Raw genomic sequence first — 19,443 nt, forward strand, 5'->3', positions numbered from 1 at the left:
ACATAGTAGAAGCCAAGCTCCTCGAAGAAGGTGCCGCCGGTCACCATCCCGCGGGCAAACTCCTCGGCCTTGCGGGCGGCCTCCTGGAGGGGCCGAGGCAGGGCGCTGGCCATCGACTTTCCAAGCTTGCGCAAGGACTGGTAGCCGCCGCCCGAGACCAGCCGCGCCATGTAGGCGCTCATACCGCCCACCGGCGGAGCGATGGACATGTCATTATCGTTGAGGATCACCGTCAGTTGGCCAGTGGTCTCGGAGGCGTTGTTCATCGCCTCGTACGCCATGCCGGCGCTCATGGAGCCGTCGCCGATCACCGCCACCACGCTGTTGTCTCGGCCCCCTGCGTCGCGGGCGGCGCAGAAACCCAGCGCCGCGGAGATGGAGGTCGCGGCGTGCGCGGCGCCGAAGGGATCGTAGGGACTCTCCGCGCGCTTGGTGAAGCCGCTGAGGCCGCCGCCCTGGCGCAGGGTCCGGATGCGGTCGCGCCGGCCGGTGAGGATCTTGTGGGGATAGGCCTGGTGGCCGACATCCCAGATCAGGATGTCGACGGGCGTCTGGTACACGTGGTGGAGGGCGACGGTGAGTTCGACGACGCCGAGGCCGGCTCCAAGGTGCCCGCCGGTCTGTGACACCGCGTCGATCGTCTCAGCGCGCACCTCGTCCGCCAACTGGCGAAGCTGGGCGACGGACAGCCCGCGGAGGTCGGCGGGCGAAGACACAGTGTCAAGGAGCGGGGTCAGGGGGGGCATGTCGCTTGCTTTGCTCGCAATCAGCTTCGCCGATCAAGCACGAAATCCAGACAGGCCCGGAGTCCAACGGCTCTTTCCCCAAGGGGATCGAGGTGGGTGCGAGCCTGATCGGCAATGACATCAAGGCGGGCGCGGGCGTCATCGACCCCCAGGAGGGTCACGAAGTTGACCTTGCCACGCGCTGCGTCCTTGCCGGTGGCCTTGCCGACCACGCCGGTGTCGCCCTCGACGTCCAGGAGATCGTCCACGATCTGGTAGGCGAGCCCGAGGTCGTGGGCGAAGGCCAGGAGGGCGTGCCGTTCGGCGTCACCGGCGCGGGCCATGACGAGGGGGAGTTCAAAGGTCGCCGAGATCAGCGCGCCGGTCTTGAGCCGCTGCATCCTCGCCACTGCGCCCAGGTCTTCACCCACACCGGACAGGTCGATCATCTGGCCGCCGCACATCCCGCGGGCGCCGGAGGCGCGGGCCAGGGCGCTGACGAGGTCCGCACGCACCCGGCCATCGGGATGGGTCTCGGGCGCCGCCAGGATCTCGAAGGCCAAGGCCTGCAAGGCGTCGCCGGCGAGCACGGCTGTGGCCTCGTCAAAAGCCCGGTGCACGGTGGGCCGCCCGCGCCGCAGGTCGTCGTCGTCCATGCAGGGCAGGTCGTCGTGCACCAGGCTGTAGGCGTGGATGCATTCCAGGGCGCACGCCGCGCGGTCGAGCCGGTCGGCCTCGACCTCCAGGATCTCCCCCGCCTGGTAGACGAGGAAGGGCCGCAGGCGCTTGCCGGGGCCCAGCACGGCATAGCGCATGGCCTCCGCGAGGCGCGCCTCGGGGCCCACCACGGGCGGCAGGAGGGCGGAAAGAGCGCTGTCGATGCGAGTGGCGACGGCTGACAGACGGCGGGCGGTGTCGGAGTTCACTCGAAGCGGGCGGGTTCAGCGGCCGCCTCTCCGGATGGACCGACGACGATCTTCTCGACCTTGAGACGGGCCTGTTCAAGGCGGGTCTCGCAGTGGGCCTTGAGCAGGGCGCCGCGCTCGTAGAGGGCGATGGACTCCTCGAGCGGAGCCTGGCCGGTCTCGAGTTGTCCAACAATGCGCTCGAGTTCGGCCAGGGCCTGCTCGAAGGAAAGCTTTGCGATGTCTGTGGCGTCCGCCATGGGAATCCCCGTCCTGCGATCCGGAACCTAGACATCCCGCCCCCTGGCCGCAATGCGGTCCGGCTCTGTTGCGTCTTCCGGCCGCGGCGGAGCGAAGGTAATGGGCGGTCGATGACTCAGTTGATCCTCCGCCGCGCCGGGGCGGGCGACGCCGCCCTCCTTGCCCGTCTCGGTCGCGAGACCTTCGTCGAGACCTTCGGTCACCTCTATCCTCCGGAAGATCTGGCGGCCTACCTCGCGTCAGCCTACGAGCCGAAGGCCATACACCGGAGCCTGGAGAACTCTTCCGAGGCCAGTTGGATTGCGGAGACCGCAGCTGGGACCGCGATCGGATACGCTACGGCGGGACCCTGCGGGCTGCCGCATCCTGAGGTCGGCGTCCGAGCGCTGGAGCTTAAGCGCATCTACCTTGCGGGACCGGCCCAGGGGGCCGGCGCAGGCGGACAGCTCTTCGACGCGGTGTTGGACTGGATGGCCACCCAGGCGCCTCCGGACATCTGGATCGGTGTCTGGTCGGAGAACTTCGGCGCCCAGAGGTTCTACGCGAGGCGCGGTTTCGAGAAGGTCGGCGAGTATGGCTTCCCGGTCGGTCAGACGGTGGATCGTGAATTCATCCTGCGCCGTCGCCCGGCCTTCTGAGACGTCCCGGGCTGGACAGCCGGGCCCGTCGGCCTCACATTCAGCGTCCCAACATCCGTCCGGCCCGCCAGGGGACGTCCACCATGTTCATGCGCTTCTTCACCGAACTCCGCGAGGCCAAGGTCCCCGTGACCCTCAAGGAGTACCTCATGCTCATGGAGGCGATGGACAAGGGCGTGATCGACCGCAATGTCGATGACTTCTACTACCTCGCCCGTTCCGCCCTGGTGAAGGACGAGAAGAACCTCGACCGGTTCGACCAGGTCTTCGGCCACGTGTTCAAGGGCCTGGAGAAGCTCGAAGGCTTCGGCGTCTCGGACATCCCCGCCGAATGGCTCAAGAAGATCTCCGACAAGTTCCTGACCGACGAGGAAAAGGCTCAGATCGAGGCCATGGGCGGTTTCGAGAAGCTGATGGAGGCCCTCGCCGAGCAGATGCGCCAGCAGCGCGAGAACGGCGACGACGGGGACGGCGAAGGTAAGGGAAAGGGCAAGGGCGGCCAGGGCCCCAATGGCGACTCCCCCTTCGGCGCCAACGGCTACCACCCCGAGGGCATCCGCATCGGTCAGGACAAGGGCCGCCATGGCCGCGCCGTGAAGGTGTGGGACAAGCGCGAATACAAGAACCTGGACGATAGCGTCGAGCTCGGCACCCGGAACATCAAGGTCGCCCTGCGCCGCCTGCGCAAGTGGACCCGCGACGGCGCCGCCGAAGAACTCGACATGGACGGCACCATCCGCGGCACCGCGGAAAAGGGCTATCTGGACATCAAGCTACGGCCTGAGCGCCGCAACAAGATCAGCGTCCTGATCTTCTTTGACGTCGGCGGCTCCATGGACAGCCACATCAAGGTCTGCGAGGAGCTGTTCAGCGCCGCGCGCACCGAGTTCAAGAACATGGAGTTCTACTACTTCCACAACTGCCTCTACGAGAGCGTGTGGAAGGACAACCGGCGTCGCCACGCCGAGAAGATCCCGACCTGGGACGTGCTCCACAAGTTCAGCCGGGACTACAAGGTCATCTTCGTCGGCGACGCCACCATGAGCCCCTACGAAATCACCTATCCGGGCGGCTCGGTCGAACACTGGAACGAAGAACCGGGCGCCATCTGGATCGACCGGGTCACCCAGACCTTCGATGACGTCGTCTGGCTCAACCCCACCGCCGAGCGCCACTGGGATTACACGCCGTCCCTCGAGGTCATGCGCCAGCTGGTCGGCGACCGCATGTTCCCCCTGACTCTCGAGGGCCTTGAGAAGGCGATGAAGGAACTGGCGCGCTAGAAGCGTCCAGGGCCGGGCTTGCTGCGGCGGGGGACTCTGCTAGACCGGGTCCCATTAGGACTTGAAATCATATTTTGGGAGGGTCCGTCGCCGGTTGCGCCGGAGCGGGCGAATTCACAGTGACCAGGGACGAGTCTGCCCCGGCTTCGGCCGACGCCGCCCGGAACCAAGGTGTCCAGACGGATGGCCCATCCGCGGACATGGACGCCCGGGAAGCCGAGTACGAGGCCTTCATCTGGGACAACCTGAAGCGCAACTACATCGGCAACTACCTCCACGGCATGTTGGGGATGACGGGCTTCCGCCTGATCAACGCCCCCACCTTCATGCCGGTCTACATTCACCTGATCTCGGGCTCGAACACCATCGTCGGGATCGCCCAGGCCCTGCAGCAGGTGGGCGGCATCATCTCGCCGATCTTCGGCGCCACGGCCATAGAACACCGCAAGAAGGTCATGCCCGCCGCCTTGTGGATGGGCGGACTCGGCCGGCTGCAGATCGTCGGCATGGCGGCGGCGGGCTGGTTCCTGCAGGGACAGTCCCTGGTCTACGCCATGCTGGCCCTGCTCTTCCTCTTCGGGGTCTTCATGGGCGCCCAGAGGGTGGTGTTTGGCATGCTGATGGCCAAGGTCATCCCGCTTAGCCGGCGCGGGAGGCTCCAGGCCTGGCGCAACGCCACCGGCGGCCTGATCGCCGCCGTGCTCGCCTGGGCCGCCGGCCGGTACATCATCGAACCCGATCTCTTCGGTCATGGGTACTCGGTGACCTTCATGCTGGCCGCCGTGCTCACCACCCTGGGTCTCTGGGCCCTCCAGGTGCTGCTCAGGGAGCCTGAACCCCCGAGCCTGCCGGCCAAGGCGCGGTTTCGGGACCGTATCCGGGATTTCCCGGCCCTGATCCGCTCCGACCCCGGTTACGCCCCCTTCCTGCTGGTCCAGATGCTGGCGACGGCAAGTCGCATGGCGGTTCCCTTCTACGCCATCTATGCGACCTCTTCGATCGGCCTGACAGGCGCGATGCTGGGACTGCTCGCCCTCGCATATCTGGGCGCGGACACGCTTTCGAACCTCCTGTGGGGCTATCTCGGAGACCGAACCGGATTCCGCCTGGTGCTCCTGATTTCGCTTGCGATCTGGATCCTGGCGACCCTGATCCTCCTGGGACTGCACTCGCCCGTCGCCATGTTCATCGCCTTCTTCGGTCTCGGCGCCGCACAGTCCGGCTACATGATGGCGGCCCAGACCATGATCCTGGAGTTCGGAACGCGGGAGGAAATGCCCATGAGAATCGCCATTTCCTCATCGGCCGAGGGGATCACGGCCTCGATCAGCCCGATCGTGGGCGGCCTGGTCGCCGACGCCCTCGGCTATCCGGCGGTCTTCGGCATTTCGATCGGCTTCCTTGTCCTCGGCCTCGTCTGCCTGGTCCTCATGGTGAAGGAACCCCGCAACCGGAAACTGTCCGAGGTCTGAGAGGAAGGGACGGAAGGCGCCTGCTGAGAGGCCGCCGCCCCCCTCACTGCGCTTCGCGCTGAGCTCCCCCTGGGGGAGCAATTGGCTCCGTAATTCCTCCACCTCTTGAGGGGGAGGTGGACCGCGAAGCGGGACGGAGGGGGTCTACGGACTCCCCCCCCATTTACCCAGCGTCGGGCAGCCTGAGGCGGTAGACGCCCTTGAAGGTCTCGGGATCGGCCGGCTTGCCGTGCCGCAGGATCACGACCCGTCCCTGCCGGGCCAGGCCCTTGGCCGCGCCCCGGACATGGCCGGTCAGCCGTCGCCAGTTCTCCGGATCGGCCGCGCGGGCCACCTCCTCCGAGGAGGCCGATTTGCCGGGCGGCAAGGCCGAGACGACCTCGAGGATCACCGCCTCCATGTCCACGGCCATGATCAGCCGCCCCGCTTCAGGGTCTCACGCGAGATGATGACCTGCTGAATCTGGCTGGTGCCCTCGTAGATCCGGAAGATACGGACATCCCGATAGAAGCGCTCGATCCCGTAGTCGGCGATGTAACCGGCGCCGCCGAAGATCTGCACCGCCCGGTCCGCCACGCGACCGACCATCTCCGAGGCGAAGTACTTGGCCGCCGCCGCCTCCATGGTCACGCTCTCGCCGGCGTCGCGCTTGCGGGCGGTTTCCAGGGTCAGGGCCTTGGCCGCGAGGGACTCGGTCTTGCAGTCGGCGATCATCCCCTGGACCAGCTGGAACTGGGAGATGGCCTGGCCGAACTGCTTGCGCTCGGAGGCATAGGCGACGCAGTCCGCGATCAGCCGCTCGGCCACGCCGATGCAGACCGCCGAGATGTGCAGGCGGCCGCGATCCAGGACCTGCATGGCCACCTTGAAGCCCTCGCCCTCGCCGCCCAGCCGGTTCTCCACCGGCACCCGGACATTGTCGAAGATGACGTCGCAGATGTGGGCGCCCTGCTGGCCCATCTTCTTCTCGGGCTTGCCCACCGACAGTCCCGGGAGATTACGCTCCACCAGGAAGGCCGAGACCCCGCCGCCGCCGGGCTTGGAGGGATCGGTCCGCGCCATCACGGTGAACAGGTCGGCCTTGTTGGCGTTGGTGATGTAGCGCTTGGCGCCGTTGAGCACGTAGTGGTCGCCGTCACGCACCGCCCGGGTCTGGACGGCGGCGGAGTCCGATCCGGCCTCGGGTTCGGTGAGGGCGAAGGAGGTGATGATCTCGCCGGAGGCGATGCCGGGCAGGTACATCGCCTTCTGGGCGGCGTTGCCGAACATGACGAGGCCCTGGGCGCCGATGCCGACATTGGTGCCGAAGGCCGACCGGAAGGCCGGGCTGGTCCGGCCCAGCTCCAGGGCGACCAGGACCTCCTCCTCCATGCCGAGGTCAAGGCCGCCGTACTCGGCCGGGATGGAGAGGCCGAAGAGGCCCAGGGCCTTCATCTCCTCGATCACCTCATCCGGAATGGCGTCGTCCTCGGACACCTGAGCCTCCAGGGGCCGGAGCCGCTCTGTCACAAAGCGGCGGACGGTCTCGACGAGCTGGTCGCGGGTTTCGGCGTCAAGGGCCATGGCGGTCTCCCATCAGAAGGTTTCCGTTCTAGAGCGGGAGGCGGCTCCGGGCCAGCACGGAAGAGGGGGCACGGGCGTTGGAAATCCGGCGGCGACATACTAAGTTGACGCCAGCGTCATGAATTTGCGCCCCGGGTCCCGGCGGGCGCTGCGATGCGGGAGAGACTGAAGATGAGCGACGGCAACCTCGATCTCGCGGCCGAGCACCGCGCCCTGGCCCAGGCGGTCGACCTGACGACCTTCAGCCCGGCCCAGCCCGACCTCTTCCAGAACGATGTGATGTGGCCCTACTTCGAGCGCCTCCGGAAGGAGAGCCCGGTCCACTTCACGCCGGAAAGCGACCACGGGCCCTACTGGTCGGTGACCAAGTACAACGACATCATGGCGGTGGACACCAACCATCAGGTGTTCTCCTCCGAGGGCGGCATCACGATCTTCGAGCAGATCGGCGGAGAGGGCCCCCTGCCCATGTTCATCGCCATGGATCCGCCCAAGCATGACATCCAGCGCAAGACGGTCACCCCGGCGGTCTCCCCGACCAACCTCGCCCTGCTTGAACCCCTGATCCGCGAGCGGGCCGGTGCGATCCTCGACAGCCTGCCGATCGGCGAGACCTTCGACTGGGTCGACAAGGTCTCCATGGAACTGACCGCCATGACCCTCGCCACCCTCTTCGGCGTGGACCAGGCGGACCGGCGCAAGCTCACCTACTGGTCCGACGTGGTGACGGCGGCGCCCGGCCACGGCCTTATCGACACGCCCGAGCAGAAGATGCAGATCTTCGTGGAATACCACGCCTATTTCACCGAACTCTGGAACCAGAGGGTCAACGCCGAGCCTACCGGCGATCTGATCTCCATGCTGGCCCACGGCGAGGCGACCCGGGACATGAGCCCGCGGGAGTACTTCGGGAATGTCGTCCTTCTGACGGTGGGCGGCAACGACACCACCCGGAACACCATCACCGGGTCGGTCTACGCCCTGAACAAGAACCCGGACCAGTACGCCAAGCTGCGCGCCAATCCCGAACTGATCCCCTCCATGGTCTCCGAGACCATCCGATGGCAGACGCCCCTGGCCCACATGCGCAGGCGCGCCCTGGCCGACTATGAGCTCGGCGGCAAGCAGATCCGCAAGGGCGACAAGGTCGTCATGTGGTACGTCTCCGGCAACCGGGACGACGAGGTCATCGAGAACCCCGACGCCTATATCATCGACCGCCCCCGGCCCCGCCAGCACCTGTCCTTCGGCTTCGGCATTCACCGCTGCGTCGGCAACCGCCTGGCGGAGCTCCAGCTGCGGGTGATCTGGGAAGAAATCCTGAAGCGCTTCCCCGAGATCGTCGTGGTCTCCGAGCCCAAGCGGGTCTTCTCGACCTTCGTGAAGGGCTATGAGTCCATGCAGGTGATGATCCCTCGCCGCCTCTGAGCGCCGGAGCGCGAACCTTAACCCCGGCGCCTCCCCAAGACCCCGTCTCCCGCGGACATGCGTCGCTGGACAGAATATGACCGGCTAGTCATATTGGCCCGGAGCCCGGCGGCAAGGGAGGCTTCATGCGGCGAGTTGACGACGTCTACTTCCCGGTCACTTCGACCCGGGCCGAGGGCCTGCTTCCCGTCACCGACGGGCACGCCATCCACTGGGAGGAGTCCGGCAACCCGGGCGGCGTGCCCTGGATCGAGGCGCATGGCGGGCCCGGCGGCCGGGCCAATCGGTTCCTCCGGGGCCTGATCGACGGCGCGCGCTGCCGGATCATCCAGTTCGACCAGCGAGGTTGCGGCGCCTCCACCCCGACCGGCGAGGTTGCGAACAACACCCTCCAGCACACGATCGCCGACATGGAGGCGCTCCGGGCTCACCTCGGGATAGAGCGGTGGATCGTCGGCGGTCCGTCCTGGGGCTCCACGGTTGCCCTCGCCTATGCCCAGGCCCATCCGGAAAGGACGATCGGCGTGAAGGTCTCCGGGGTCTGGCTTTGCCGCCAGAGGGACATCCGCTGGTGGTACGACGGCGTGCGCGAGCTGTTCCCGGATGTCTGGGATGCCTACGCCGCACTCATTCCCGAGGCGGAGCGACATGACCTGCGAGGCGCCTACTACCGGCGGATCTTCGATCCCGATCCTGCGGTTCGGGAGGCCGCGGGGCAGGCGCAGTATCTCTTCGAGGAAGCCTACATGCATTTCGATCCCCCCTTCGCCGCGCCCAATGCGGCGGGCCGCGGGCTCGCCTACTCGCGGATCTTCGCCACCTACGCCTACAATGACTTCTGGCTGCGGGAGAACCAGCTGGTCGAGGATGCCGGGCGGCTCCATGACATTCCGGTATCTTTGACCACCGGCCGCTACGACTGCTGCACCACGCCTGTCCAGGCCTTCGACATGGCCCGCGCCCTGGAGCCTGACCGGGTCCGGCTGCAGATCGTTCCAGGCGCTGGGCACTATCCTTCCGAACCCGCCATGGGCCGCGCCATGGCCCTCGAGACCACCGCCTTTCTCGACTGGCTCAAGTCCCTGGGGCGGATCTGAATGTCGTCCGCAAATCCTCAGGACCGCCGCAGACGCCTCACGGAGACCCTCGAGCAGGTGGTCGCCTCGCTGGTCGACGGGACGCGGGCCGCCGCCGCCGGCGCCGTCATCCGGCTGGACGTACCCGGTCTGGACCTGTCGCACACCGCCGTCGCGGGCGTTGCGACGCCGGATGGCGCGCCGATGACCCCGGGCCACGCCGTCCACGTGGCGAGTATCGGCAAGCTCATGACCGCCACCCTGATCCTCCAGCTGGCCGAGGAAGGCCGGTTCGGTGAAGGGGGTCTGGATCGCCGGCTGGGAGACCTCGGTCTCCTGGAGGCCGATCTGCTGGACCGGCTGCATGTCCGTGACGGTCGGTCGCGTGGCGGCGAACTGACCCTGCGTCGCCTGCTGACCCATACCGCCGGACTGGGCGACGCCTTCGGCGATGACGCCACCGGGACGGCGGAGGCGCTTGGGCGCCCCGCCCCCGGCGCCCTCGCCCCGGCCCTGTGGCGGGCGCTCAAGGCCCGGCAGGACGGCGCACCTCTGTCGCCGGACCTGGCCTCCCGGATCTGGGCGATGTGGGATCCCGCCCGGCCCTCGGACCCCGACGCCGGCCTGCTCAACCGGTACATCCACCAGCTGGGAGAGGCGCCCCCAGCCCTGCCCGGCGAGCGCTTCCACTACTCGGACCAGGGGTTCGTCCTCCTCGCCCTGATCGCCGAGCGGGCCTCGCGCCTGCCCTACGCCGAGTTGCAGCGGCGGCGCATTTTCGAACCCCTCGGCATGACCGGGTCCTGGATGCACATGCGCGAGGCGCCACCCGCCGTCATGGCCGGCCTGGAATGCGACGTCTGGCTGAACGGGGTCCCAATGCTGGCCCACGGGGCCAACCTAAGCTTCGACTTCGGCGGCGGCGGCCAGGTCATGACCGTCGCCGACATGACGACCTTCCTGGACGCCCTGCTGGCGGGGCGACTCTTCACGCAACCCCAGACCCTGGCCGCCATGACGGACTGGATCACGCCCGCGGGGCTGACACCTCCCCGCGTGGCCATAGGCCTCGGCCTCCATCAGTGGGCGGCCGCCCCCGGCGGCCCCGCCTTCATCGGACACGCCGGCGCCTGGGGCGCCCACCTCTGGCGGGATCCGCGCACTGGGGCCACCGTCGCCGGGACGGTCAACCAGCGGGATCTGGGCGCCTGGGCCTTCGACCTCCTCGAGGAGGTTCATTCCCTGCATCAAGACACCGGCGGATGATCGTCGACGCCACAGACCTCTTCAGCCAGACGGTCCCGGAGTCGCATGCCCGGTTCCTGGAGGCGGCGCGGGACCTTGCGGTGGTCACCTTCACCCACCCCCTCACAGGCCCGGCAGGAGAGCCGCTCCAGACGGCGGTCGCGCGCCTGGGGCCCGCAGACGCTCGAAACGTGCTCCTCTGCATTTCCGGCATCCACGGGATCGAGGGCTTCGCCGGCTCGGCTCTGCAGGTCGGCGCCCTGAGAGACCGCGAAGCCCTCCTGGACCTCGGCCCCGACATGGCGGTCGTCTTCGTCCACCAGATCAACCCCTGGGGCGCCGCCTGGGGGCGCAAGGAAAACGAGAACAACCAGGAACTGCTGCGCCACATCTACCACCTCCACCGCCCGCGTTCGCCAAACCCGGTGTTCACGGCCCTGGCCGAAGTGATGGACTACCGCTCCATAAGGACGTTGGACGAATTCCTGGCCGCTCGCAGCCGGGCTCGGTTGCTTGCCGACCGATTCACGCCGGAGGAGATCGGCGCAGGTCTCGTGCCGGGCCAGGACACCCATCCCACCCTGTTCACCTTCAACGGCGGCCCGAGGGCCTGGTCTGCAGACGTCATGGAGCACGTTGTGAAGACCCACGTCGCAGGCGCGGAGCGGGTCGTCGTCTTTGACCTTCACACCGCCGTCGGCCCATGGGGAGAGACGGTCATCATGGAGGAATCGCCGGTGGGCTCGGAGACACACCGGCGCGTGGAGTCCTGGTGCGGCCCCCTCTGGCCCTGGGGCGAGGGAAAGCAGTTCTATGAATGGATTGGCGACCTCTCACCCGGAACCGAAGTCATCTCGCTGACGCTGGAATGTGGGACCCTGCAGCTCGGCCCCAAGGACCAGTACATCTTCGCCCTCGAGAGCTGGCTTCACCACTATGGCGACCGGAATGCGCCGGAGGCCGCCCCCTACATGGCCCGCTTCCGGGATGTCTTCTATCCCGCGACGCCAGAGTGGATGCGGGCCGTCTGGTCGCATGGCGGCCCGCGCTGGAAGCAGATCACCAGCGGTTTCCGCCGCTGGATCGAGACCCCCTGACAACCGGAGACCGGACGTGACCAAGGTAACCCACGTCGAGTGCATCCACCTGCGCTTCGAATATGACATGGCGCGGACGTTCCAGACGCCGGCCGGGCCGGTGCACGCCCGCTTCGCCACCCTGATCCGCCTTCGCACGGACGATGGGCTAGAAGGCATCGGGTCGGCTTACGCCCATCCTGGCGTGGTCCAGGCCAGCGTCGACCACCTGGCGCCCTTCGTGATCGGGTTCGATGTCAACGACAGCGAAAGGACCCATGATCGCCTGCACGGCATCTCCCGCTGGTACGGGCGCAAGGGCGCGGCCGTCGCCGCGATCAGCGGCATCGACACCGCGCTCTGGGACCTGCGCGGCAAGGCCGCAGGCCAGCCCGTCTGGAAGCTGCTGGGGGGAACCGGATCCCGGGTTCCCGCCTACGCTTCGGGGAATCTCTACTCGTCGCCCGAGGCGGTCGCAGAAGGCGCTTCCCGGGCCATCGCCCGCGGCTTCCGGCGGGTGAAGATGCGGATCGGCTGGTCCTGGGACTATGACTGTGCGGCCATGCGGGCCGCCCGCGCCGCCATCGGCGAGGCGAATGACCTGATGATCGACGGCACCCACCGCTTCGCCCTGAAGGACGCCATCCGCACGACCGAGGTGCTCGGAGAGATTCGGGCCTTCTGGTTCGAGGAGCCCTTCGGCCCGGACTCGCTGGACGACTTCATCGCCTTGAAGCCCCACCTGGAGGCCGTGGGCGTTCCTCTCGCTCTCGGCGAGAACGAATTCGCCTACCACGGCTTCCGGGAACTGATCCGGGAGAAGGCGGCGGATATCCTGCAGTGCGACGCCAGCCGGGCCGGCGGAATCACCGAGCTGATGCGGATCGGGCGACTGGCGCACCAACACGGAATCCGGATCGCCCCGCACACCTGGTGCGACGCCGTCGCCGTGATCGCCAACGCTCACGTCGTCTCCGCCATGCCGAACGGGGTGACCTGCGAGGTGGACCAGACCGGCAACCGCTTCATCGAGGAGCTGACCGGGCCCCTGTCGATCACTGACGGGCATATCGACCTCGGGGACCGACCCGGCCTGGGCATCCGCCTCAATGAGGACCTCATCCGGGAACTGCGCGTCGCCGATCCCTATCACCTGCCGGACGGGAACTACTGCGACATCATCATCGGGCGGGGCCAGACCCGCTATATCGGCGACTACCGTCCCTGAGGGAACCTCCATGATCGGACCCCTGACCCCAATGCGCCCTGAAGTCCGGGCCGCGCCCCTGCCGCCCCCGGGAGTGATCGCCTGTATCGGCCTCAGGTACCCCGCCGACCTTCCGGCAGCCTTGGACTCTCCCTGGCTGAGGCTGCGTGGCGTGCCGAAATCGGAAGGCGAGGTCCTCCTGGTCCCGGCCGACCCGCCTGTCTTCCTGGCCAGCCTCGGACCGTCGGGCGCCGCCGACAGACCCGCAGCGACCCGCCTCGGGGCGGCGATGGCCTCGGCCTGCGCCGGAGTGAGCGAAGTCGCCCTCGACCTGACGACCTTTATCGGCGTCGACCTGCAGGGTCTCTTCGAGGGCCTCTTGCTCGCCTCTTACCGGTTCGACCGCTATCGCAGCCAGCCCCGGACGCCGAAGCTGGCGGTCGTCCACGTCTGTGGCGGCGACTCCGGCGCCGTCTCGGGCGCCCTGTCCCGGGCGCGAACCGTGGCCCGCGGCGTCTGCGCCGCCCGCGACCTGGTCAATGAGCCCGGCAGCGTCGCGACGGCCACAGCGATCGCCGACCTGGCCGCGAGCCTGGGTTCGGAGACGGGCTTCAGCGTAGAGGCCTGGGGCCCTGATCGCCTCAGGGCGGAAGGCTTCGGGGGTCTCCTGGGCGTGAACCGCGGCTCGGTCGCCGAGCCCCGGTTCCTGATCCTGGACTACGCCCCCGCCGGAGCAACCCGGACCCTGGCGCTGGTCGGCAAGGGCGTGACCTTCGACAGCGGCGGGCTGAACACCAAGAACACGCGGGACATGACCCGGATGAAGAAGGACATGGCGGGCGCCGCCGCCGTGATCGGCGCCTTCGCGACCTTCCGCGACAGCGGAGTCCGGCAGAGGGTGCGGGGCTTCATTCCGCTGACCGACAACATGAGCGGCCCGGACGCGATGCGCCCGGGGGATGTCCTGAAGATCCGTGGCGGCAAGACCATCGAAGTCCTGGACACGGACAATGAGGGCCGCCTGGTCCTGGCGGACGCCCTCGCCTACGCCGCAGAGCAGTCGCCGGACCTGATCGTCGATGTCGCCACCCTGACCGGGACCGTAGCGATCGCGGTGGGCCGGGGAACCGCCGCCCTGATGGGCAATCACACCGGCCTGATCGACGCCGTCCTGGCGGCGGGGCGAAGGACCTCGGAGGTCCTCTGGCCCTTCCCCCTGCCGGACGACCTGCGCGGGCAGATCCGGTCGGACATCGCCGACTACCGGAACAATGCGGAACTGCAGGGGTTCAGCCAGGTCGCCGCCGCCCTCCTCCGCGAGTTCGTGCCGCCATCGATCCCCTGGGCCCACGTCGACATGGCCAGCCCGGCCATTCTCGAATCCAGCCGGCATGAGCATCCCGCCGGCGCGACCGGCTGGGGTGTGCGCCTCCTGCTGGACCTGGTCGAGGCCGACGCCCCGTTCTAGCCGGCCCGCAGCAGACGCCGGAAAGGGCTGTCCGAGGGCAGGTCGCCAGGGTCGGGATCGTGCCCGTAGAGCGCCCGGAACATGAGGAGGGCGTGCAGGTCGATGATGCGCTCAGGATCCCCGGGGACCTCGACCCCCTGCCCGGTCTGGACCCCGTACCGCTCGAACAGGCTCTGGTCCATCATGGTGCCGGCTGTCCGGATCACCATCCGCTCCAGCGCTGGATCGGAGTCCGGACGCGTCTTCATCCAGCCGGAGAGGGAACGGTCGACGATACGGGCGTTCCGCTGGTGCCAGAGGTCTCGCATGCCGGGATCCTGGGCTCCCATCTGGACCAGGCACTTCAAGATCCCGACATTGGCGGCGAAGGTGCGCTCGTACCAGGTCACCCACAGCCGCATGTTGGTGAAGTCGCTGTTCTTCGACGAAAGCCGCGGGTGCGCCTGGATTTCGAAGGCGACATATCGCGCCGCCAAATCCAGAAGAAATTCGTCCTTACTCTTGAAATAAATATAGAAAGTGCCCTTGGCTACACCTGCTTCCTGGCAGATCTGCTCGACCAGAAGGTCGCGGTGATGGACCCGGTCAAGCAACCGGGCGGCCGCCGCCAGGAGCCGTAGCCGCGACCGCTCTCCGCTTCGCGTCTTGCGCACGCCCGCCGCCATCGCCGCCAGGTGCTCCGAAAAGCAGGCGACGTCCGGGGCTTGCGCGGGAGACTGGGCCTGGCTCTCCGGGATCATCCCCGGATCCTACCCCAGTTTGCGACGGAAGAGACTGTTGAGACGCTCCCAATGACGCTCGGCGGCGGTCCTGTCGTAGACCGGGCGCTGCGGGAAGGCGAAGCCGTGCTTCGTGCCCGGATAGACCTCAACCTCGGCGTCCACCCGATCGGCCTTCAGTGCGTCAGAGAGCGCGGCGATCGTCTCAGGCGGCGCCCAGACATCTTCCTCGGCGCAGGCGAAATACAGCTCGGCCCGGGCCAGGCGGGACGTGCGGTGCGGGCTGTCCTCCGCCTCGGTGACTAGGTGGGTGCCATAGACCGAGGCGGCGGCGAAGACGCGTTCGGGATACCGGGCGGCGAGGCTGATCGCGTAGCGACCGCTCATGCAGTAGCCCACGGCGCCAACCCGGCTGACATCGGCGGCCGGATCCGCCCCGGCGAAGGCCAGGAGCCCCTCGGCGTCGGACATGACAAGGTCGATGTTCAGACTGTCCATGAACTGGAACATCTGCTTTCGGGCCGGATGGTCAGGATCCGGCGGGATCGGACCGATCTCCATGACGCCGGATCGGTAGTACAGGTTCGGCAGCAGCACGTAGTAGCCGCAGGACGCCAGCCTGCGGGCCATGTCCCGGAGTTCCTCCCGGATGGCCGGCGCATCCATGAAGAACAGGATGACCGGGTGCGGGCCGCCGCGCTCCGGATGGACGATGAAGGTGGTGGTCGCCCCGTCCCGGGTAACGATGTCGGTCTGCCGCTCGATCATTCAGGGCTCCATGGCGAGGCGTCAGGGTATCAGGAGGCAGGACCGCGCGAGGGACACCCGGGTCAGATCCCGACGGCGGGCGAAGATCTTCATCGCCTCGGAGGTCGGATCCCGGCTGGCCTGCCACTCGCCCAGGTCCTTGTAGCGGGTCATCAGGAGCAACCGCCGGGCGCCCTGGCTGCGGTCGATCTCTGTCTCCTCCGCCAGGAAGAGGCCGAAGATGCGCGCCTGGAAGCGGGCCTCGAAGTCGGGCCAGGCCTCCACCGACAGGGAAACGAACTCATTGACGGTACCGGCGTCAATGTTGAACCAGTTGTGGACATAGACCCCGCCTGGCGGCGGCAGGGCGCCTTCCGCGGGCCGGGCCGTCGGCGTGAGCCGGGTCCGGAGCGTGGAGATGGAGCCTTCGACGCGGGTGGCGGCGAGGGCGGCGTCACCCTCCAGAAGCGGAAAGAGGGCGAGCACGACGTTCGAGGGAAAGCCCAGCGAAGGCGCAAACACCGCGAGAGGCGGTGTCGGGGTCGCCCGGAGCCGGGCGGCCGTCTGCGTGACCGCATCACCTTCCCGCCCGACGCTGACCTCCAGATAGTCAAACACTCCGTCCTCCGGGCCTCGCCTGCGGAATCGTCGGTGAAAACCTGCGAGCAAGTCGCAGGAGACACAAGCGAAAAGCCCGGGAAACCTTAGAAGTTCGCTCTCTGGGAAATTCCGCCGTCGACCACTAGGTTGATTCCGGTCGTGAACGCCGATCGCGGGCTGCACAGAAAGACTGTCGCGGCTGCAATCTCTTCCGGCGTCGCCATGCGACCGGTCGGGTTACGCTTGAGCGTCCTCTCGAAGAAGGCCGGCATGGCCGCCTTGACGTTGGCCCAGACGCCGCCTTCGAAAAAGACCGTCCCAGGCGACACCACGTTGCAGCGCAGACCCTTGGGTGCGCCCTCCCGGGCCACACCCTTCGCGAAATGGATCTGAGCCGCCTTCATGGCGCCGTAGGCCGACGGGGATGCAGCCTCGGCGGCGGAGACGGAGGAAATCAGCACAACGGCCGCGTCGCCGGTCCTCTGGGCCGAGGTCTCCAGGAAGGGACGCGCGGCCTCCAGGGCGTTCACCGCCCCCAGGATGTCCACCTCCAACATAGCCGTCCAGTCCTCGGGCCGGGCGCCCTGAACCAGGGCGCTGGCATTGGAGACCAGGATGTCGACGCCCCCGAGGGCCTCGGCGGACGCCTTCACGAAACTCTGGAGCGCGGCGCCGTCGGCGATGTCCACCGCCTGCCCGAACGCCTTGACCCCGCGGGCCTGAAGGTCCTTGACCACGGCGGCGACCTCGTCCGGCTTGCGCGCGCAGATGGCGACGTTCACGCCCTCCTCTGCGAAGAGATCGGCGATCGCCCGCCCGATGCCACGTGTGGCGCCCGTCACGATGGCCGTCTTGCCCTTCAGTCCCAGATCCATGCCGCTCTCCCTCAGAGGGGCGCGCATTCCTTGTGGCGCGACCCGGTTCAGGCGCTATGTAAACCGGCCGCCCCGGAAAGCCGAGATGCTCGACCAGTTTGATCCGCGACTTGACGCCGATTTTCCCGCCGTGGACCCGGCCGTCCTGCGGGCCCGGCTTGAACCCCTTCTCCCGGCCGGCGGATTGCTGACCCGACTGGAGTCGATCCGTGCCTACGAGACCGATGGCCTGCCCGCCTATCGCGCCCTGCCCGCCGTCGTCGCCCTGCCGGAAACCGTGGAGCAGGTGGCCGCGATCCTCAGGGCCTGCCGGGACCTCGGCGTCCCCGTGGTCGCAAGGGGGGCGGGGACGGGCCTGTCCGGTGGCGCCCTGCCCTTTCCGGGCGGCGTCCTGCTGGTCCTGTCCAAGTTCTCCCGCATCCTCGGGATCGACCCGGTCGCCATGACCGCTCGCGTGCAGCCGGGGGTTCGCAACCTGGCGGTCTCGGAGGCCGCAGCGCCCCATGGCCTGTTCTACGCCCCGGACCCTTCATCCCAGCTGGCCTGCTCCATCGGCGGCAATGTCGCGGAGAATGCGGGCGGCGTGCACTGCCTGAAGTACGGCCTGACGGTGCACAACATCCTCTCCGCACAGGTGGTGACCCTGGACGGAGAGATTCTGACCCTGGGCGGCCCGGCGAGCGACTCCGCAGGCTATGACCTCCTGGCCCTCTTCACCGGGTCGGAGGGGCTCCTGGGGGTGGTCACCGAAGTGCTCCTGCGCCTCCAGCCCCTGCCCGAGACCACCCGGCTGATCCTCGCGGCCTTCGACGACGTCGGGCGGGCCGCCGGGGCGGTGGCGGCCATCATGGCGGCGGGGGTGGTGCCGGCGGGCCTGGAGATGATGGACGGCCCGGCCCTTCGGGCGGCAGAGGACTTTGCGAAGGCCGGCTACCCCCGCGACGCCGCGGCCATCCTGCTCTGCGAAATCGACGGCCAGGCCGAGGATGTCGCCGAGGAGATTGAGCGGGTCTCAGGCCTCCTGCGGGACTCCGGCGCCACCGAGGTGCGCATCGCCCGGGACGAGGCCGAGCGCCGGCGCTTCTGGGCGGGCCGCAAGGGCGCCTTTCCGGCCATGGGACGCCTCGCCCCCGACTACTACTGCATCGACGGCACCATCCCGCGGAAGTCCCTGCCCCATGTCCTGGCCGAGATGGGCCGGCTGGCGGAAGCCCACGGTCTTGGCGTGGCCAATGTCTTCCACGCCGGCGACGGCAACCTTCACCCCCTGATCCTCTACGACGCCAACCTCGAGGGCGACCTGGAGAAGGCCGAGGCCCTGGGCGGCGCCATCCTTGAACTCTGCGTCTCGGTGGGCGGCTCCATCACCGGGGAGCACGGGGTCGGCCGGGAGAAGATCAACCAGATGTGCGTCCAGTTCAGCGAGGCCGAGGTGCAGGCCTTCCATGCGCTGAAGGCCGCCTTCGACCCCCTGGGCCTGCTCAATCCGGGCAAGGCCATCCCGACCCTCGCCCGCTGCGCCGAGTACGGCGGGATGCACGTCCACAATGGAGCCCTTCCCTTTGCCCACCTCGAACGGTTCTGACGCCGACCAGACGGCGGCCCTGACCGAGGCGGTGCGGGGTGCGGCGGCGGACCGGCGTCCCCTGGAGATCCGCGGTGCTGGCACCCGCGCCGGGATGGGCCGGACTGTCTCCGGGACTCCGCTGGAGATGACGGGACACCGGGGGGTGGTCGACTACGATCCCGCCGAGCTCGTCCTGACCGCACGGGCGGGCACGCCTCTTTCGGAGGTCGAGGCCCTGCTTGCGGAGAATGGCCAGATGCTGGCCTTCGAGCCGCCACGGCTGGGCCCGGGCGGAACCCTCGGCGGGGCGGTGGCGACGGGGCTCTCGGGCCCCCGGCGGCCCTTCACCGGCGGAGTCCGCGACTTTGTCCTGGGCGCCCGGATCCTGGACGGCCGCGGCGAGGTCCTGCGGTTCGGCGGCACGGTCTTCAAGAATGTGGCGGGATTCGACGCCTTCCGCCTCATGGCCGGCGCCCACGGAACCCTCGGCGTCCTGCTGGACGTTTCCCTGAGGGTCGTGCCGCGCCCGGCGGTGGAGGCCGCCCGGGTTCTGGACCTGCCCTCCTCGGAGGCCCTGGAGCGGGTGGC

20 protein-coding genes are annotated in these 19,443 nt (G+C 68.2%); 11 read left to right on the forward strand and 9 right to left on the reverse strand.

All coding sequences use genetic code 11. The features are described from left to right. From IM632_RS06380 to IM632_RS06390, 3 genes are all read right to left on the reverse strand, one after another. Positions 1-746, reverse strand: a 746-nt coding sequence (locus IM632_RS06380; RefSeq protein ID WP_296552137.1) for a 1-deoxy-D-xylulose-5-phosphate synthase N-terminal domain-containing protein, incomplete at its 3' end; no start/stop codon positions are given. A gap of 20 nt (positions 747-766) precedes the next feature. Next, positions 767-1,651, reverse strand: coding sequence for a farnesyl diphosphate synthase (locus tag IM632_RS06385; RefSeq protein WP_296479428.1), 885 nt, complete (start codon positions 1,649-1,651; stop codon positions 767-769). Continuing rightward, a complete protein-coding gene (locus tag IM632_RS06390) occupies positions 1,648-1,890 on the reverse strand; it encodes an exodeoxyribonuclease VII small subunit (RefSeq protein ID WP_296479426.1) in 243 nt (80 codons plus the stop codon). Before IM632_RS06390 ends, IM632_RS06385 begins: the two co-directional genes overlap by 4 nt. Before the next feature lie 111 nt (positions 1,891-2,001). On the opposite strand from IM632_RS06390, the gene IM632_RS06395 reads away from it, so the two are divergent. The 3 genes from IM632_RS06395 to IM632_RS06405 all read left to right on the forward strand — a co-directional run bounded on the left by IM632_RS06395 (position 2,002) and on the right by IM632_RS06405 (position 5,284). Next, entirely contained in the window at positions 2,002-2,529 is a 528-nt protein-coding gene (locus tag IM632_RS06395) for a GNAT family N-acetyltransferase (RefSeq protein ID WP_296479424.1), read from the forward strand. Positions 2,530-2,612: 83 nt separating this feature from the next. Next, positions 2,613-3,812, forward strand: coding sequence for a VWA domain-containing protein (locus tag IM632_RS06400; protein WP_296479422.1), 1,200 nt, complete (start codon positions 2,613-2,615; stop codon positions 3,810-3,812). A 200-nt stretch (positions 3,813-4,012) separates the two neighbouring features. Beyond that, on the forward strand, positions 4,013-5,284 hold the full coding sequence (locus IM632_RS06405) for an MFS transporter (protein ID WP_296479419.1): 1,272 nt from the start codon (positions 4,013-4,015) through the stop codon (positions 5,282-5,284). 163 nt (positions 5,285-5,447) lie between these two features. On the opposite strand, the gene IM632_RS06410 is transcribed toward IM632_RS06405, so the two are convergent. Both IM632_RS06410 and IM632_RS06415 read right to left on the reverse strand, forming a co-directional pair. After that, entirely contained in the window at positions 5,448-5,696 is a 249-nt protein-coding gene (locus tag IM632_RS06410) for a DUF3253 domain-containing protein (protein ID WP_296479417.1), read from the reverse strand. A 2-nt stretch (positions 5,697-5,698) separates the two neighbouring features. Then, positions 5,699-6,847, reverse strand: a complete 1,149-nt coding sequence (locus tag IM632_RS06415) for an acyl-CoA dehydrogenase family protein (protein WP_296479416.1) — start codon at positions 6,845-6,847, stop codon at positions 5,699-5,701. 171 nt (positions 6,848-7,018) lie between these two features. On the opposite strand from IM632_RS06415, the gene IM632_RS06420 reads away from it, so the two are divergent. The 6 genes from IM632_RS06420 (at position 7,019) to IM632_RS06445 (ending at position 14,347) form a co-directional block, all read left to right on the forward strand. Next, positions 7,019-8,275, forward strand: coding sequence for a cytochrome P450 (locus IM632_RS06420; RefSeq protein ID WP_296479414.1), 1,257 nt, complete (start codon positions 7,019-7,021; stop codon positions 8,273-8,275). Between the two features lie 125 nt (positions 8,276-8,400). After that, complete coding sequence (locus IM632_RS06425; protein ID WP_296479412.1) at positions 8,401-9,372, forward strand: alpha/beta fold hydrolase; 972 nt, start codon at positions 8,401-8,403, stop codon at positions 9,370-9,372. Continuing rightward, a complete protein-coding gene (locus IM632_RS06430; RefSeq protein ID WP_296479409.1) occupies positions 9,373-10,617 on the forward strand; it encodes a serine hydrolase domain-containing protein in 1,245 nt (414 codons plus the stop codon). Beyond that, positions 10,614-11,693, forward strand: coding sequence for a DUF2817 domain-containing protein (locus IM632_RS06435; protein ID WP_296499229.1), 1,080 nt, complete (start codon positions 10,614-10,616; stop codon positions 11,691-11,693). The genes IM632_RS06430 and IM632_RS06435 overlap by 4 nt, the downstream gene beginning before the upstream one ends. Before the next feature lie 16 nt (positions 11,694-11,709). Further along, positions 11,710-12,900 carry a mandelate racemase/muconate lactonizing enzyme family protein gene (locus IM632_RS06440; protein ID WP_296479406.1) on the forward strand — a complete coding sequence of 397 codons (1,191 nt, stop codon included), beginning with the start codon at positions 11,710-11,712 and terminating at the stop codon, positions 12,898-12,900. Between the two features lie 10 nt (positions 12,901-12,910). Further along, a complete protein-coding gene (locus IM632_RS06445) occupies positions 12,911-14,347 on the forward strand; it encodes a M17 family metallopeptidase (RefSeq protein ID WP_296479404.1) in 1,437 nt (478 codons plus the stop codon). On the opposite strand, the gene IM632_RS06450 is transcribed toward IM632_RS06445, so the two are convergent. The 4 genes from IM632_RS06450 to IM632_RS06465 all read right to left on the reverse strand — a co-directional run bounded on the left by IM632_RS06450 (position 14,344) and on the right by IM632_RS06465 (position 17,288). After that, positions 14,344-15,087, reverse strand: a complete 744-nt coding sequence (locus IM632_RS06450) for a TetR/AcrR family transcriptional regulator (protein WP_296479402.1) — start codon at positions 15,085-15,087, stop codon at positions 14,344-14,346. The genes IM632_RS06445 and IM632_RS06450 overlap by 4 nt on opposite strands. Positions 15,088-15,096: 9 nt before the next feature. Further along, on the reverse strand, positions 15,097-15,834 hold the full coding sequence (locus IM632_RS06455) for a dienelactone hydrolase family protein (RefSeq protein WP_296479400.1): 738 nt from the start codon (positions 15,832-15,834) through the stop codon (positions 15,097-15,099). 21 nt (positions 15,835-15,855) lie between these two features. Continuing rightward, positions 15,856-16,431: a hypothetical protein gene (locus tag IM632_RS06460; RefSeq protein WP_296479398.1), complete on the reverse strand. Its 576-nt coding sequence runs from the start codon at positions 16,429-16,431 to the stop codon at positions 15,856-15,858. Between the two features lie 86 nt (positions 16,432-16,517). Then, positions 16,518-17,288 (reverse strand): SDR family oxidoreductase, encoded by a 771-nt coding sequence (locus IM632_RS06465; RefSeq protein WP_363278453.1) that lies wholly within the window; start codon positions 17,286-17,288, stop codon positions 16,518-16,520. Positions 17,289-17,373: 85 nt separating this feature from the next. Between IM632_RS06465 and IM632_RS06470 the strand changes: the two genes are divergently transcribed. After that, positions 17,374-18,873 carry an FAD-linked oxidase C-terminal domain-containing protein gene (locus tag IM632_RS06470; RefSeq protein ID WP_296479396.1) on the forward strand — a complete coding sequence of 500 codons (1,500 nt, stop codon included), beginning with the start codon at positions 17,374-17,376 and terminating at the stop codon, positions 18,871-18,873. After that, positions 18,851-19,443, forward strand: a 593-nt coding sequence (locus IM632_RS06475) for an FAD-binding protein (RefSeq protein WP_296552138.1), incomplete at its 3' end; no start/stop codon positions are given. The genes IM632_RS06470 and IM632_RS06475, both read left to right, overlap by 23 nt.

This window comes from Phenylobacterium sp. (genome assembly GCF_020402505.1).
Classification (GTDB): Bacteria; Pseudomonadota; Alphaproteobacteria; order Caulobacterales; family Caulobacteraceae; genus Phenylobacterium.